Source organism: Lysobacter antibioticus HS124 (assembly GCF_000336385.2).
GTDB classification, from domain to species: domain Bacteria; phylum Pseudomonadota; class Gammaproteobacteria; order Xanthomonadales; family Xanthomonadaceae; genus Lysobacter; species Lysobacter firmicutimachus.
The window spans coordinates 14,661-28,986 of the sequence record NZ_HG424446.1 but is presented as its reverse complement, the minus strand read 5'-3'; the positions used below and the strand labels follow the sequence as shown (position 1 = coordinate 28,986).

The following is a 14,326-nucleotide window of genomic DNA, read 5'->3' as shown; positions in this document are numbered from 1 at the left end:
CGGCACGAAAAAGGCCGCCGGTCGCCCGGCGGCCTCCCTGCGCATCGAACGCGCCGTGGCGCGGCTCGGTTTACTTGGACAGTTCCATCGCCAGCGAAGACACCCAGCCCTTGTTGCCGAGTTCGTCCTCGACTTCCCACATCGCGCCCTGCTTGTTGCCGGTCGGGTACAGCATCATGCCCGGGTCGAGCGGACGCACGACCTTGCCGCTGCCCGACGAATTGGCGAACAGACGCGCGGCCTTGACCACGGTCACCGCCTGCTGCGAGTTCGAGGCCGAGGCGTTGCCCGACAGGCCGCCCAGTTCGGTGACCAGGTTGGTGTAGGCCTGCAGGTAGGCCATGGTGATGACCTGGCCGATTTCGGTGTTGGCGTAGCCGGACACGCCGGCGCCGCCCAGGCCGCTGCCGCCCCATAGGGTGCCGCCGGCGCCGAAGCCGATGTCGGTCTTCTTGGCGCTGCCCTCGGCCATCGCGACCTGCTCGGAGGAGCGCACGTCGGTCACGGTCAGGACCACGTCGGCGGTCTTCTTGTTGAAGTTGAGGTTGCCGGCGACCGCGCCGGCCTTGCCGCCGATCAGACCGCCGAGCAGGCCGCCGATGGCGTTGCCGCCGGCGTTGCTGTTCTTGGCGATCAGGTCCGGCACCAGGATGTAGTCGGCGGCGCGGATCTGGCCCTTGCCGATGTTGGACTTGTTGCGCAACTGGCCGCTGGAGGCCAGGTCGCGCTCGCGCATCGCCATGTCCATGCCGGCGCCGCGGTCGACCAGGGTGAAGCAGCGCGACTTCTGCACGAACACCTTGATCAGCTTGCTCGGGGCCGGCAACTGCTGGCCGCTCCACCAGTTGACCCCGTCCTCCGGCTCGATCACGGAGATGGCGCCGAGGTTCTTGGAGCAGGTGGGGATCTCGGTCATCTTCTGGGCGCGGATGTCCTGCGCGCTCTTGCGCTGGGCCCAGGTCGGCGCGGCGCTCAGCGCCAGGCCCACTCCGAGCACGCATGCCACCACTTGAATGCCCCTGCTTGCGGTTTTCATCGTCTAGTCCTTGAAACGGCCGCCTGGGGCGACCGTGCGTTCCTGAAAGAGCCGCGGTCTGCGCCGCGGTGCCTGCGCCACCCCATCGTCCCTCTCGCAGGCCATCGCTGCGTTGCAGCGGGAGGTCGGCCGGAGTCCCCAGAACGAAAGCCGCGGCGGCGGGCGCCGCGGTGGTGGTACGCCCGGCAATGATAACGGCATCACACTAGTTTGCAGGCCAGGCCGACCCGTCGACTTTGACAGGTGGCGACGGGCGGCCGGTTCGCGTCGGAGGGACGGGCGGGCGTCCGACGCGCCCTCGTTAGGACGCATCGTCGGCAGCGTCTCACCGGCTGCGAATACCGCGGGCGATACTGCCGCATTGTGGCCTCGGGCCGTCCGTTCACTGCCGGGTGTTCGCCATGCTGCATACCCTCGCCATCGCCAACTACCGATCGCTGCGCGAGCTGGTGCTGCCGATGGGGCGGCTCAACGTGGTCACCGGCGCCAACGGCAGCGGCAAGTCCAATCTCTATCGCGCCTTGCGCTTGCTGGCCGAAACCGCACAGGGCGGGGTGGTGCCGGCGCTGGCGGCCGAAGGCGGCCTGGGCTCGACACTATGGGCCGGGCCGGAGACGATCTCGCCGCGCATGCGCCGCGGCGAAGTGCCGGTGCAGGGCACCGGCCGGCAGGCGCCGGTGGCGTTGCGGCTGGGCTTCGCCGGCGACGACTACGGCTATGCGATCGACTTGGGCCTGCCCATGCCGAGCCGCTCGCGCTTCGCCCACGACCCGGAGATCAAGCGCGAGGCGATCTGGGCCGGGCCGTTCCTGCGCCCGGCCAATCTGCTGGTCGACCGCCGCGCCGGCCTGGCGCGGGTGCGCGAGGGGCGCGGTTGGCGGGTCGCGGCCGAGGGCCTGAACCCGTTCGACAGCCTGTTCGGCCAGCTCGCCGATCCGCAGGCGGCGCCGGAGGTGCTGAGCCTGCGCGAGACCATCCGCGGCTGGCGCTTCTACGACCATTTCCGCAGCGACGCGCAGGCGCCGTCGCGGCAACCGCAGCTGGGCACGCGCACGCCGGTGCTGAGCCACGACGGCCGCGATCTGGCCGCGGCCTGGCAGACCATCCTGGAGATCGGCGACCCGCAGGCTTTGGCGGCGGCGGTGAGCGATGCCTTTCCCGGTGCGCGGGTCGACGTCGCTGGCCGCGAGGCGCTGTTCGCGCTCGAATTCCATCAGCACGGCCTGTTGCGGCCGCTGTCGGCGGCCGAGCTGTCCGACGGTACGCTGCGTTATCTGTTGTGGATCGCCGCGCTGCACACGCCGCGGCCGCCGCCGTTGATGGTGCTGAACGAGCCCGAGACCAGCCTGCACCCGGACCTGTTGCCCGCGTTGGCGCGCTTGATCGCGCACGCGTCGCGGCGCACCCAGGTGTGGGTGGTATCGCACGCTGCGCGCTTGATCGCGGCCTTGGAGCAGGAAGCCGACTGCAACAGCATCCGGCTGGAGAAGCAGTTCAGCCAGACCGGCATCGTCGGACAGGGAATGCTGGATGCGCCGGCGTGGTACTGGCCGGAACGGTGAGGGGGCAGGCGGGATTTGTTGTTGACGGCACGCGGCCGACGGCCCCCACACAGGATCCGCGCCGTCCGCCGCACCTACCTGCACACGGCATTGCGATCGTTCCGATCCCACGCCACCAGATCCGGAATCCGCTCCACCAGCAGGTCGATCGCCGCGCGCGTACGCAACGGCAGGTAGTGGGTATGCGGCCATAGCGCGTGGATGCGGGTGCCGACCACCCGGTCGGCGTGCATCACCAGCTGCAGTTCGCCGGCGCGGATATGCCGCGACAGCATCCAGCACGGCAGCATGGCCAGGCCGGCGCCGGCCACCGCCGCGTCGGCGATCGCCTGCAGATCGTCGAAGCGCAGGCGCGCATTGACCTGCGGCTCGCGCACCCGGCCGTCGTCGTCGCGCAGTTGCCAGGCCACGTTCTGGCCGTTGCGGCCATAGAGGATCGCGTCGTGGCCGGCGAAGCCGTCGATGTCGCGCGGCAGTCCGCGCTGCGCCAGGTAGGCGGGCGCAGCGCAGATGCCCAGGCCCTCTTCGGTCAACCGGCGCGCGGCCAGCGTGGCGCTGTCGGGCAGGCGGCCGACGCGGATCGACAGGTCGTAGCCTTCCTCGACCAGATCGACATAGCGGTCGTTGAACGACAGGTCGATCTCCAGCCGCGGATGGCGACGCGCCAGTTCCAGCATTACCGGCGCCACGCAATGGCGGCCGAACTGCACCGGCGCGCTGACCCGCAATCGTCCGCTGGGTTCGCGCCGGCCGCTGTCGAGCGCGGCCTCGGCGGCGTCGAGCTCGGCCAGGGCTTTGACGCAGCGCTCGTAGTAGGCCTGGCCGTCGTCGGTCAGGCTCTGGCGGCGGGTGCTGCGGTGGAACAGGCGCACGCCGAGCTGCTGTTCCAGGCGCGCGATGCGCTTGCCGATCGCCGAGCGGGTCACGCCCAGGCGTTCGGCGGCGGTGGCGAAGCCGCCGGCCTCGGCGGATTGGACGAAGGCGACGATGCCGAGGAGTCGGTCGTTGACGGCCATATTGGTTCCTATGGGGATACAAATATCGGAGTGAAATGAACCACTGGATCGATATCGGAAGCGATATCGTACGCCCACTCGGTCGCCGCCGCATCGCCACGATGCTTCCGGCGCGCCGCGTCCCCCATTCCCTATCGAGACAGACATGAAGGCTTATCGCATCCGCGCCGGCGCCGGCATCGGCGCTCTGGAATCTTTCGAACGCGCATCCGCGCCGCTCAGCGGCGACCAGGTACGGGTGCGCGTGCGCGCCGTTTCGCTGAACTACCGCGACCTGATGGTCGCCGGCGGCAGTTATCCGGTGCCGTCCGACGCGCCGTTGGTGCCGGGCTCCGACGCGGTCGGCGAGATCGTCGAGATCGGTCCCCAGGTCGGCCGCTGGAAAGTCGGCGATCGCGTCGCCACCAGCTTCTTCCCGCATTGGCACGACGGCGCGCCGACTCCGCATGCGACCCGCGATGCGTTCGGCGGCGGCGCGGAAGGCGTGTTGAGCGAAGAGTTGGTGACCGGCGAACGCTCGCTGTTCGCAGTGCCGGCGCACTTGAGCGACGCCGAAGCCGCGACCCTGACCTGCGCCGGCGTGACCGCCTGGAACGCCTTGTTCGTCGAATCGCGGCTGGCCCCCGGGGCCAGCGTGCTGCTGCTCGGCACCGGCGGCGTGTCGATCTGGGGCTTGCAGCTGGCCAAGGCCGCCGGCCTGCAGGCCTTCGTGACCTCCTCCAGCGACGACAAGCTGGTCCGCGCCAAGGCGCTCGGCGCCGACGCCACGATCAACTACCGCAGCCAGCCGGAATGGCAGCGCGACGTGCTCGAACTGACCGGCGGCCGCGGTGTCGACGCGGTGCTGGAGGTCGGCGGCAAGGGCACCCTGCAGCGCTCGATCGACGCGGCGACCATGGGCGGCACCATCGCCGTGATCGGCGGTGTCAGCGGCTTCGCCGGCGAATTCGATCCGTTCTCGGTGATCGCCGGGGCCAAGCGCCTGGCCGGCATCTACGTCGGCAGCCGGACGATGGGCGAGGACCTGTCGCGCTTCGTCGGCGTCAACAAGATCGTGCCGGCGGTCGACCGCGTGTTCGGCTTCGATCAGGCGAACGAGGCCTATGCCTACCTGCGCGATGGGGCGCACTTCGGCAAGGTGGTGATTGCGGTTTGAGGCGGGGATCGGGGTTTCGGGATAGGAGTCCGCAAACGCGGGCGCCGTGATTCGACGTCCCTCGTCGCTCTCACGACAAGACGCCGGGTTCGCCCGGCGTTTTGCTTCAGGCGTCGGCATGGGGCGGTTGCGACTTTTCGCCGATGCCTGCGGCGGCGTCTTCGTGCGATCTTCGGCGGATCGTCCCTGCGGCCTCAGCCCCATGACTTCCACCGATACCGACCTCGACGCCGTGCGCATCCGTCGCGCCGGCGCCGACGATGCCGCCGCCCTGGCCTTGGCCGGCGCGGCGACCTTCCTGGAAACCTTCGCCGGCATCCTCGACGGGCCCGATATCGTCGCCCATTGCCGCAATCAGCATGCGGCCGCGCTTTATCAGGACTGGCTGGCCGATCCGCAAGGCGCGGCCTGGTTGGCCGAAACCGCGCTGGGCGCGGCGCCGGTGGGGTATGCCCTGATCGCGCCGCCCAAGCTGCCCTTGGCCGACCTGGCCGAAGACGATCTGGAACTCAAGCGCATCTACCTGCTGTCGCGTTTCCACGGCGGCGGCGTCGGCCGCGAACTGATGCGGCATGCGGTGGAGGAATCGCACCGGCGCGGCGCGCGCCGGTTGTTGCTCGGCGTCTATGCCGGCAACGCGCGTGCGCTGGCCTTCTATGCGCGCAACGGTTTCCGCCCGGTCGGCGAACGCCGTTTCCAGGTCGGCGCCAACACCTACCAAGACGCGATCCTCGCGTTGGAGTTGAAAGCGTGAGCCCGAGCATCGTGGCACTGACGCCGGCGCTGGCCGCGGCGGCGTTCGCTTTCGATTCCAGCTTCGCGGTCGATTCGCGCCTGCGGCTGCGCAGCGAGGGCGGGGCGATCGCCTACGACATCGAGCCGCTGCCGCCGTATCGCAAGCGCTACGGCGACGAACCCGGCGACGAGGATCTGGACGAACACTTCGAAGGCGGGCAGGCCGCCGGTTTCCTCGCGATCCTCGACGGCGCCGTGATCGGCCGCGTGCTGGTGTCGACCGCTTGGAACGGCCTGGCCCTGATCGACGACATCGCCGTCGACGCCGGACAGCGCCGCAGCGGCGCCGGCGCGGCCTTGCTGCAACGGGCGACCGATTGGGCGCGCGAGCGCGGCTTGCCGGGCGTGGTGCTGGAGACCCAGGACCGCAACGTCGCCGCTTGCCGTTTCTACGCGCGCCACGGTTTCGTGCTCGGCGGTTACGACCGCATGCATTACGCGCACGATCCGGCGCTGCGCGAGGAGACGGCGTTGTTCTGGTACCTCGATCTCGGCGGGCTGGGCCTGACGCCAGCGGCTTGAACCCGGCGGCTCGGCGCGTGCCGAGTCGGGTCTTGCCGGCGTGAATCCGACTGGCCTGAGTCCGACCACTCAGCCGTCGCGCTGCAGCGGCACCGGCGGCAGTTGCGCGTGGCGGCTGGCCAGTCCCAGGTCCAGCCGCACCAGCCGGCCGAGCCGGTCGCGGCGCTGCGCGCGCAGATACCAATGCTCGGCCCAGCGTTCCAGCCGCAGCGGCGGGCGCACCGGCTCGCCCCACAGGCTCAGTTCGTAATGGCGTTCGTGCAGCCAGTGCAATAGCCGGTCCAGCGCCTCGGGGTCGCCGTCGTCGAGCAGCAGGTCGGCGTCGGCCGGCGGCCGCTTCATCGCCTCCTCGCCGTGCGCCAGCCAATGGGCGAAGCTGCCGTGCAGGGTGTAGCCGAAACCGGCGGCGCGCATCGCGTCCAATTCGTCGCAGGTGCTCTGCAGGCAGATCGTCTCCGGCTGCTTCTGGAACACCAGCGCGTACTCGTGGCTGCGATCGCTGCGCGGGTCGCCCGGCGCGCGCGGCTGCGGCGGACGGGCGTAGCAGAGCAGGCGTTCCTCGCGCGCCACGAACAGGTTGCCGAGCACCCGGCCCAGGTCCCAGGCCAGCGGCAGCATGCGGTCGCCGACGATCAGGTTCTCGGCCATGGCGATGCAGTAGCCGCCTTGCGGCAGCGCCTCGCGCACGGCGTGGAAGATGTCGCGCACGCGCTGCAGGTAGGCGGCGTAGTCGCGCTCCAGGTACAACTGTCCGGCCTCGTCGCGGCCCGGCCAACGGCAGCCGAAATAGGGCACGTTGGTCAGGCACAGCGAATACGCGCGCGGCGCCGGCGTGTCGGGCAGGCTGCCGGTGGCGATGGGTGCGTCGACGCCGTGGCGCGCCAGCCGCTCGCGACCGAGCGCGGCGCGTTCGGGGTCGATCTCCACGCCGCAGCCGCGACGGTCTTCGAGCGCGGCGGCGAGCAGCGTGGTGGCGAAGCCGCAGAACGGGTCGAACACGGTTTCGCCGGGGCGGCTGAAGTGGCGCACGAACGGACGCATCTGCGCGACCCAGCCGCAATCGCGGCCGCCCAGACCATCGCGGGCGCGCAGATCCTCGGGCAGGCGATGCTCGGGCGGATCGGGCTCCAACAGCAACCAGCTACGGCTGTCCATGCGGCGGCTCCCACAGAATGTCGCGGTCCGGCTGCCAGCCGGCGCAAAGCCGGCCATTGCCGTGGAACACCAGCTTGTACACGTCGCCGCTGGCATGGCGGCGGTGCATGGCGGCGTAATCGGAGGCTTCGAACACCACCTTCAGGCCGCTGCGCGGATCGTGCAACTGCAGGTTCCAGAAGTAATAGCCTTCGGTGATGCGCAGCGGCTGCAGACGCGACCACCACGGCGCGTCCATGCACGCGGCCAGCACCTGCTCGATCGGCACGCGTTCGGCCTCGACGTAGCGGCGGGTGGCGTTGTCGCGATAGCCGGCGTCCAGACGCGAGAACTCGCGGAAGATCACCGTGCCGGCGCCGCAGCCGCGGGCCCAGTCGAGATAGGCGGCGACGCCCTCGGCATCGTCGATGCCGCCGCGCTGCAGGATGCACACCAGGCGCAGCGGCAGCGTCGCGGCCAGGCGCCGCGCCACCGTTTCGAAGCGCGCGCCGTCGGCGATCGGCTCGCCCTCGCGGAAACGCATGATGCGTTGGTTGCGCGCCGCATCGCAGTGATGCCGCGACAGTTCCAGCCAGGACAGGCGGAAATCCCGCAAGGCGGCGATCAGTTCTTCGCCGCGACCGCGGGCGAAGCCGGCGCCGTTGCTGTACAGCACGCGTTCTTCGACGATCGCGCCGTCGCGCTCGGCCGCGCCGAGGGCGTCCAGCAGGCGCAGGAACCAGTCCTCGTCGTCGCTGGTTTCCAGGCCCGACAGCGACCACGACAGCGGCAGCCCGCGCAACTGCGCCAACGCCGCGCTCAGGCGTTGGAAGTGGTCGGGGCCGGGGCGCAGGCTCTGCGCCATCGCGCCGTCGCCGTGAGGACGCAGGTTTTCCGAGCAGAACAGGCAGCGCGCCGAACAAGGACGCGCTGCCGCATAGGGGGTGAAGGTGACCGGCTGGGCGACGCGGTAGCGGCGCCCGCCGATGCGGTGCTCGCGCCAGCGCGCGGCATCGTGTTCGCCCGGCGCGCGCCGGGCCAGTTGCGGCGTGGTCGCGCGCAGGCGCTGGAACAGGGTAGAGGCCGCGCTGAGCGGGAGCGTGCCCGGATCGGCGGTCGCTAGCCCTTCGAGGGGGGCCGGCATGGAAGTCGTCCTGGAGTCGATGGTGGGCGGGTTGCCCTCACCCTAGCCCTGTCAGCTCTGCACTTCCCTCGGTCGCCGCAAGCGGGAGAGGGAACCCGAGGGCGTGATCTGAAAGCGGCGAGGGCTTGGAGCCTCTCTCCCGCTCGCGGGAGGGAGGCTGGGGTGAGGGGCGCCTCACAGCCGCGTCGCATCCGCCAACCCGCGCACCTGCGCGAACGTCCAGTCGGCGAGCAAACGGCCGTCCTCCCACACCGTCACCATCGCGTCTTCGTAACCCAGCGGCGGCGCCGCTTCGGCCACGGAAGGCGCGTCCTGCGGCACCGGCACGGTCTTGAAGTGGCCGTATTCGCGATGCCGCACCAGGGTCATGCGGCCGCGCTTGCTGGACTTGCCCTTGTCGGTGACCGGGTCCTTGTAAACGTCGATCCACTCGCCGTCGATCCGCGCCGCCGAGCACTTCAACGCGAACTTCTGCGTGTCGCGGTCCAGCCGCTGCAGCAGTGCGCCGCCCATGCCGAAGGCGAGGTTGTCGGTGGCGTAGCCGTAGCTGGTGATGCGCTCCAGGATCGCGCGGATGCTGGTCGGGTTGATGCCGTCGCCCTGGATCACCCGCACGTGGTTGAGCACCTTGTAGCCCTTGCCGTTGACGGTATGGCCGAAGGCCTCGTCGAGCAGGGTCAGGCACTGATGCACCACGTCGACCGGGTCGCCGGAGTCCGGCCGCACCACCAGGGTCGCGCCGGAGGCGATCACCTGCTCGCGCAAGGTCTTGCCCCAGTGCTCGCGGATGGCATGGAAGATGTCGTAGCTGTCGGAGACCACCGCGACGATCGCGCCGGGCTTGGCGAACTGGGCCAGCATGTTGCGATAGGCCTCGGCCTCGCGCTCGCGGCCCCAGCTGGTGATGGTGCTGTGCTCGGCGGCCGGGATCGAATAGCCGGCCATCGGTTCGTGGTAGTAGCGCCGCGCCAGCAACAGGCCGGACACGGTGTCGGTGCCCAGGAAGTTGACCAGGTGCGCGGCGCCGCCGAGCGCGGCCGATTCGGTGCTGGACACGCCGCGCGCGCCGAAGTCGTGCAGCTTGAACGGCAGTTGCCCGGCTGGGTCGTCGCTGGTGCGTTCGAGGAACTGGCGGATGGTCTGCTTGGCGTGCCAGCTGATCGTCGCCACCGTCACCGGATACCACAGGCGCAGCAGCAGGGTTTCCAGGTAGGAGGGCACCCAGTAGGCGGCGGGGTCGGTGGATTCGATCGTCACCAGGGCCTGATGGGTCGGCACCACCGTGCCTTCGGGCACGGCGCGCACGCGGATCGGCAGCAGGCCGCCGTGGCGGTCGACGATGTCGCGCCAGCCGGCCTCGTTGAACGGCTCGCCGTGCGCGGCGAACAGGTCGCGCGCTTCGTCGATGTCGGCGTGGGTGACCGGCTTGCTGAGGTACTCCTTGAGGATCGCCTGCAGGCCGAAGAACACCGTGCGGTCGTGCACGCCGCCGCGCGATTCGACGTAGAAGAACGTGGCGTCGGTGCCGGGCGGATACTGCAGCCAATGGCTGGCCTTGTAGCTGTCGGTGTTGAGCAGCAGGTTGTCGAGGCATTGCATGACGGAAGCTCCTTCGCGTCTGGGAGAAGCCGGCGGTCTGTCCACCGGCATGAGGGCCGGGCGGTCCCTTGGATCAACCGCGGCCGAGGAAGTATTCGAGGATGTGCAGGTGGTCTTCGAACAGCTGCGGGCTCATCTCCAGCGCCTCGCTGACCGGGATCCAGCGCGCCTTGTCGGCGTCGTCGCCGCCGCGCACCGGCGGCAGTTCGCCGGCCGGGAACTCGAAGTGGTAGGCGTGGGTGATGGTGCGGCCGCGCGCGCTGCGTTCGGGATGGTCGAATACGCGCTGGCCCTTGAGCGAACCCTTCAGCACCGGCAGCGGCAGCTTGAGCCGGGTTTCTTCGCGCAGCTCGCGCAGGCAGGCGTCGAGCAGGCCCTCGTGCTGGCCGACGAAGCCGCCCGGCAGCGCCCATAGGCCCTTGCCCGGTTCGGCGCGGCGGCGCACCAGCAGCACGTGCCCGGAATGCACCACCACCGCGTCGGTGGTGACGAAGGTCGGCGGATAGGGCGCGTCGGCCCAGGCGGCGCGGTACTGCTCCAGGAACTGGTACTCGGCGACCAACTGGCGGAACGCCGGAGAGTTCTTGCGGAAGGCTTCGAGCATGTCGAACACCGGCCCGGGCACGTTGGCCCGGATCAGCATCAGCCCGCCGTGGCTGTCGAGCTGGTTGGCTTCGAACAGATAGCGGCGCAGCTCGGTCGCGGACAAGGTCGCGGTGTGGGTGACGTCGACCAGCGGCCACTGCGGGAACTCGCGCAGGTAGTAGCTGGAGGCGTCCTTGTCCATGCCGATCAGGCCGACCCGAGCCTGCTCGCCGCCGCCGTCCTGGCGCACCGCTTCGGCGACCGTGCGCTGTACCGCGGCGATCCACTGGCTTTCGTTGTAGAGATGATCGCGCAGCGGGCGCACGATCAGGCGATCGGCGGCGTCGGTCAGCGCGCTGTGGATCATCACCGCGCGCTCGGCGACGGTGAACGGGTTCTTGACGGTGCGGGGAGTGTCGGCGGAACCGACCAGGAAGACGACCTTCTTCGCCTTGCCCAGCGCGTGGCGGGCGACGGCGGCATGGCCGTTGTGGAAGGGCTCGAAGCGCCCGATGAAAACCAGGTAATCGTATTCGTATGCCATGAGAATCCCTCACGGAGTTGATTCGCCGCCGGTCTGTCCGAGGGCGTGAGGAAAATGCTACGCCGATCGCGACGGCCGTCAAGTGCCGCGGCGCTGCGTACAATCGGCCGGTCACGGACACAGGGGAGCGCAAGGATGGCGATGATCGTTCCGCAGTACTGGGCGGAAGCGCGGGTGCAGGAGAGTTTCGGGCGTGGCCACCCTTCGGGGCGGCGTTCGCTGACGGTGCGCCGTTTCGGCTGGTCCGACGCCAGTCTGGCCGAGGCCCAGGCGATGGCGGACGTGCGCGCCCGCGACGCTTTCGACCGCATGCTCGCCGGACAGGCCGGCGTGGCGCGCACCGAGCCGCGCGTGCCCTACGACGCCGAAGGCCTGCCGATCCGCGAACAGATCGTCGAGCGCGATGGCGAAACGGTGGTGACCCGCAACAGCTACGGCGCGCGCTGTCTCAACACGCCCGAGGTGCTGTTCGCCGACGTCGATTTCGACGCGCCGGTTTCGGCGTGGCGCCGCGGCTATCTGTTCGTGTCGTTGGCGATCGGGGTCGCCGTGGGCTGGTTCACTTATACCGGCTTCGGTCTTCTGGCCCTGTTTGCCGCCCTGTACGGTTTCTCGCTGATCGCCCGCGCCCAGTCCAAGCGCCGCCATGCCGCCGACGGCGGTCCCGAGAGCCGGGCGATGCGGCGCGTGCGCGCCTTCGTCGCCGGCCACCCGGATTGGCATCTGCGGCTGTACCGCACGCCGGCCGGGCTGCGCCTGCTGGCGATGCACCGCGTGTTCGACCCCAACGAACCGGCGGTGGCGGAGTTCTTCGCCGCGGTCGGCGCCGACCCGCGGTTCGCGCTGATGTGCCAGCGCCAGCATTGTTTCCGCGCCCGGCTCAGCCCCAAGCCGTGGCGGATCGGCATCCGCGAACCGCTGCGCCCGCGTCCCGGCGTATGGCCGAGCGATCCGGCCTACGTGCCGGAGCGCGACCAATGGGTGGCCGACTACGAGCGCAAGGCCGCCGGCTACGCCGCCTGCCGCTTCGTCGAAAGCCTCGGCAGCCGCGACTACGCGATCGCGACGCAACACGTGCAGCGCTTGCACGACCAGGCGTGCCGGGCGGAGAGCGCGTTGCCGTTGGCGTGACCTTGGCTTGGTTCGCCTGTCGCTAAAAGCGCTTCGAACCGCGCCTATGTCCTCCGGCGGCCGTTTTCCGTCCGCAAGAAAATCGCATCGCGGGTTCCGGTTCCCACGCGTTGGCATCGTTGCGAAGAGCGGACTCGCAAAGTCGTTGCGGCGACGACAGGACGCTGATGCGAACCTGTCGTTGCGCGCGCTTCAGGCCGCTGGCTGCGGATTCAACGAATCGGGTGGCATGCGGCGCCCTTGCCGGAAAAACGGTTAGGGCGCGGCGAAGACTTGGATCTGCACGCCCTCGCAGCTCACCCGCTGCCCTGCGCGGATCTTGCAGGTCTTGCGCAGCTCGACCTGACCGTCGACCCGGACCGCGCCGCTGGCGACCAGGGCCTTGCCGGCGCCGCCGCTGTCGCACAGGCCGACCAGCTTGAGCAGCTGGTTCAGTTCGACGTGGTCGTGGTGGGCATCGAGTTCGAAACGGATCGGTTGCATGGGCGGTGGGCGGTACGTGGCAGGGCAGGGTCGCAGCGCTGCGACCTGGACGCAAGACGCTTGCACCCTCGGCGGCGTAGGCTGAGGGCCTGGACCGGTCGGCGGCAACGCAGGGCCGGCCGCCGGTGGCGGGCCGTCGCGACGGTTCGCCGTGGCTTTCCCTGGCGTTCCGACGGAGGTGGGCGATGCTCAAGGCGCAATATTCCCATCGCGGCCCGGTGCCGCAGGACGTGATCGAGGCGGTACCGTTCGAGGCGCCGCCGTTGCTGCCCGGCCAGGTGCTGATCGAAGTATTGGCGGCCCCGATCAATCCTTCCGATCTGTTGACCCTGACCGGCGAGTACGGCCTGCTGCCGCCGTTGCCGGCGGTCGGCGGCAACGAGGGGATGGGCCGGATCGCCGCACTGGGCCCGGGCGTGGATTCGCTGCGGGTCGGCCAGCGGGTGCTGTTGCCGATCGGCGGCGGCAGCTGGACCAGTCATCGGGTGGCGCCGGCGCAAGGGCTGGTCGTGCTGCCCGGCGAGGGCGACCCCAAGCAGTTGGCGATGATCACCATCAACCCGCCGACCGCCTCGTTGTTGCTGAGCGAATTCGCCGTCCTGCACCCGGGCGACTGGGTGATCCAGAACGCGGCGAATTCCGCGGTGGGCGGCTATCTGGTGCAGATCGCGCGCCAGCGCGGCCTGCGCACGATCAACGTGGTCCGTCGCGAATCGGCGGCCGAGGCGGTGCGCGCGCTCGGCGGCGACGTGGTCCTGGTCGATGGCGACGACCTCGCCCGGCGCGCGCGCGAAGCGGCGCAGGGCGCACCGATCCGGCTCGGCATCGACGCGGTCGGCGGCACCGCCACCCAGCGCATCGCAGAGGCCCTGGGCGAGGGCGGGGTGGTGGTGAACTACGGCGCGATGAGCCGCGAGCCCTGCCAGATTTCGCCGGCGGCCTTCGTGTTCCGCGACGTCAGTCTGCGCGGGTTCTGGTTGTCGCGTTGGTTCCAGCAGGCCAGCCCGCAACGCCGGGCGCAGGTGTTCGGCGAGATCGCCCACGCGGTGGCGGCCGGCACCCTCAGCGCGCGGATCCAGGCCACCTTCGGCCTGGACCGGATCAAGGACGCGGTCGCCGCGGCCGCGGCCGGCGAGCGCGACGGTAAGATCCTGTTGCTGCCGAACGGCCCGGTCTGAGCCGGCGCGCTCGGTCCGAATCGAAACGCGGCGCTGCGAAGGAGCGAGCATGAGCGCGGAACTGCAGATGCTGGCCTGGTCGATCGCGCTGGGCATCGTCCACCTGCTGGTCAACGCCGGCTTCATGACCGCACAGCGCGGTCTGCGCTGGAACGCCGGCGCGCGCGACGGTACGCCCGAACCGCTGACCGGGGTGGCGGCGCGGATGGAACGGGCCTGGCGCAACTTCCTCGAAACCTTCCCTCTGTTCGCCGCGGCAGCGTTGGCGGTGCAGCTGGCCGGACGCGGCAGCGACGACACTGCGCTCGGCGCGCAGCTCTATTTCTGGGCGCGGCTGGTCTACGTGCCGGTGTACGCGGCCGGCATTCCCTATCTGCGCTCGGCGGTGTGGGTGGTGGCGTTGTGGGGCCTGCTCAAGCTGCTGTGGGCGCTGTTCTGAGC

Annotated in this window: 14 protein-coding genes; 7 read left to right on the top strand and 7 right to left on the bottom strand. The window is 70.1% G+C overall.

Annotated elements, in window-relative coordinates:
- Positions 1-70: 70 nt before the first annotated feature.
- Positions 71-1,036 (bottom strand): CsgG/HfaB family protein, encoded by a 966-nt coding sequence (locus tag TX83_RS01370; protein WP_064746120.1) that lies wholly within the window; start codon positions 1,034-1,036, stop codon positions 71-73.
- Between the two features lie 401 nt (positions 1,037-1,437).
- Here TX83_RS01370 and TX83_RS01365 point away from each other — a divergent pair, with 401 nt between their 5' ends.
- Positions 1,438-2,598 carry an AAA family ATPase gene (locus tag TX83_RS01365; RefSeq protein WP_064746177.1) on the top strand — a complete coding sequence of 387 codons (1,161 nt, stop codon included), beginning with the start codon at positions 1,438-1,440 and terminating at the stop codon, positions 2,596-2,598.
- A 74-nt stretch (positions 2,599-2,672) separates the two neighbouring features.
- On the opposite strand, the gene TX83_RS01360 is transcribed toward TX83_RS01365, so the two are convergent.
- Positions 2,673-3,614, bottom strand: coding sequence for a LysR family transcriptional regulator (locus TX83_RS01360; protein WP_064746119.1), 942 nt, complete (start codon positions 3,612-3,614; stop codon positions 2,673-2,675).
- Between the two features lie 145 nt (positions 3,615-3,759).
- Between TX83_RS01360 and TX83_RS01355 the strand changes: the two genes are divergently transcribed.
- The 3 genes from TX83_RS01355 to TX83_RS01345 all read left to right on the top strand — a co-directional run bounded on the left by TX83_RS01355 (position 3,760) and on the right by TX83_RS01345 (position 6,087).
- Positions 3,760-4,770 carry a zinc-dependent alcohol dehydrogenase family protein gene (locus tag TX83_RS01355; RefSeq protein WP_064746118.1) on the top strand — a complete coding sequence of 337 codons (1,011 nt, stop codon included), beginning with the start codon at positions 3,760-3,762 and terminating at the stop codon, positions 4,768-4,770.
- A gap of 202 nt (positions 4,771-4,972) precedes the next feature.
- A complete protein-coding gene (locus tag TX83_RS01350; RefSeq protein ID WP_064746117.1) occupies positions 4,973-5,524 on the top strand; it encodes a GNAT family N-acetyltransferase in 552 nt (183 codons plus the stop codon).
- Positions 5,521-6,087, top strand: a complete 567-nt coding sequence (locus TX83_RS01345) for a GNAT family N-acetyltransferase (protein ID WP_064746116.1) — start codon at positions 5,521-5,523, stop codon at positions 6,085-6,087. Before TX83_RS01350 ends, TX83_RS01345 begins: the two co-directional genes overlap by 4 nt.
- 69 nt (positions 6,088-6,156) lie before the next feature.
- Here TX83_RS01345 and TX83_RS01340 read toward each other — a convergent pair whose 3' ends face one another.
- The 4 genes from TX83_RS01340 to TX83_RS01325 all read right to left on the bottom strand — a co-directional run bounded on the left by TX83_RS01340 (position 6,157) and on the right by TX83_RS01325 (position 11,093).
- A complete protein-coding gene (locus TX83_RS01340) occupies positions 6,157-7,242 on the bottom strand; it encodes a DNA methyltransferase (RefSeq protein ID WP_064746115.1) in 1,086 nt (361 codons plus the stop codon).
- Positions 7,229-8,365: a hypothetical protein gene (locus TX83_RS01335; RefSeq protein WP_064746114.1), complete on the bottom strand. Its 1,137-nt coding sequence runs from the start codon at positions 8,363-8,365 to the stop codon at positions 7,229-7,231. The genes TX83_RS01340 and TX83_RS01335 overlap by 14 nt, the downstream gene beginning before the upstream one ends.
- Positions 8,366-8,539: 174 nt before the next feature.
- Positions 8,540-9,964: a nicotinate phosphoribosyltransferase gene (locus TX83_RS01330; protein ID WP_064746113.1), complete on the bottom strand. Its 1,425-nt coding sequence runs from the start codon at positions 9,962-9,964 to the stop codon at positions 8,540-8,542.
- A gap of 73 nt (positions 9,965-10,037) precedes the next feature.
- Complete coding sequence (locus tag TX83_RS01325; protein WP_064746112.1) at positions 10,038-11,093, bottom strand: bifunctional nicotinamide-nucleotide adenylyltransferase/Nudix hydroxylase; 1,056 nt, start codon at positions 11,091-11,093, stop codon at positions 10,038-10,040.
- A gap of 135 nt (positions 11,094-11,228) precedes the next feature.
- Between TX83_RS01325 and TX83_RS01320 the strand changes: the two genes are divergently transcribed.
- Positions 11,229-12,224: a hypothetical protein gene (locus tag TX83_RS01320; RefSeq protein ID WP_261369973.1), complete on the top strand. Its 996-nt coding sequence runs from the start codon at positions 11,229-11,231 to the stop codon at positions 12,222-12,224.
- Positions 12,225-12,479: 255 nt separating this feature from the next.
- Here TX83_RS01320 and TX83_RS01315 read toward each other — a convergent pair whose 3' ends face one another.
- Positions 12,480-12,707, bottom strand: coding sequence for an RNA-binding S4 domain-containing protein (locus tag TX83_RS01315; protein ID WP_064746111.1), 228 nt, complete (start codon positions 12,705-12,707; stop codon positions 12,480-12,482).
- Positions 12,708-12,892: 185 nt separating this feature from the next.
- Between TX83_RS01315 and TX83_RS01310 the strand changes: the two genes are divergently transcribed.
- Together TX83_RS01310 and TX83_RS01305 are read left to right on the top strand one after the other, a co-directional pair.
- Complete coding sequence (locus TX83_RS01310) at positions 12,893-13,885, top strand: zinc-dependent alcohol dehydrogenase family protein (protein ID WP_064746110.1); 993 nt, start codon at positions 12,893-12,895, stop codon at positions 13,883-13,885.
- Between the two features lie 49 nt (positions 13,886-13,934).
- Positions 13,935-14,324, top strand: a complete 390-nt coding sequence (locus TX83_RS01305) for an MAPEG family protein (RefSeq protein WP_064746109.1) — start codon at positions 13,935-13,937, stop codon at positions 14,322-14,324.
- The last annotated feature ends 2 nt before the right edge of the window (positions 14,325-14,326 follow it).

Bases quoted from the DNA above. Each gene is read 5' to 3' on its own strand.
- TX83_RS01370 (WP_064746120.1), bottom strand. From the start codon at position 1,036: ATGAAAACCGCAAGCAGGGGCATTCAAGTGGTGGCATGCGTGCTCGGA.
- TX83_RS01365 (WP_064746177.1), top strand. From the start codon at position 1,438: ATGCTGCATACCCTCGCCATCGCCAACTACCGATCGCTGCGCGAGCTG.
- TX83_RS01360 (WP_064746119.1), bottom strand. From the start codon at position 3,614: ATGGCCGTCAACGACCGACTCCTCGGCATCGTCGCCTTCGTCCAATCC.
- TX83_RS01355 (WP_064746118.1), top strand. From the start codon at position 3,760: ATGAAGGCTTATCGCATCCGCGCCGGCGCCGGCATCGGCGCTCTGGAA.
- TX83_RS01350 (WP_064746117.1), top strand. From the start codon at position 4,973: ATGACTTCCACCGATACCGACCTCGACGCCGTGCGCATCCGTCGCGCC.
- TX83_RS01340 (WP_064746115.1), bottom strand. From the start codon at position 7,242: ATGGACAGCCGTAGCTGGTTGCTGTTGGAGCCCGATCCGCCCGAGCAT.
- TX83_RS01335 (WP_064746114.1), bottom strand. From the start codon at position 8,365: ATGCCGGCCCCCCTCGAAGGGCTAGCGACCGCCGATCCGGGCACGCTC.
- TX83_RS01330 (WP_064746113.1), bottom strand. From the start codon at position 9,964: ATGCAATGCCTCGACAACCTGCTGCTCAACACCGACAGCTACAAGGCC.
- TX83_RS01325 (WP_064746112.1), bottom strand. From the start codon at position 11,093: ATGGCATACGAATACGATTACCTGGTTTTCATCGGGCGCTTCGAGCCC.
- TX83_RS01320 (WP_261369973.1), top strand. From the start codon at position 11,229: ATGGCGATGATCGTTCCGCAGTACTGGGCGGAAGCGCGGGTGCAGGAG.
- TX83_RS01315 (WP_064746111.1), bottom strand. From the start codon at position 12,707: ATGCAACCGATCCGTTTCGAACTCGATGCCCACCACGACCACGTCGAA.
- TX83_RS01310 (WP_064746110.1), top strand. From the start codon at position 12,893: ATGCTCAAGGCGCAATATTCCCATCGCGGCCCGGTGCCGCAGGACGTG.
- TX83_RS01305 (WP_064746109.1), top strand. From the start codon at position 13,935: ATGAGCGCGGAACTGCAGATGCTGGCCTGGTCGATCGCGCTGGGCATC.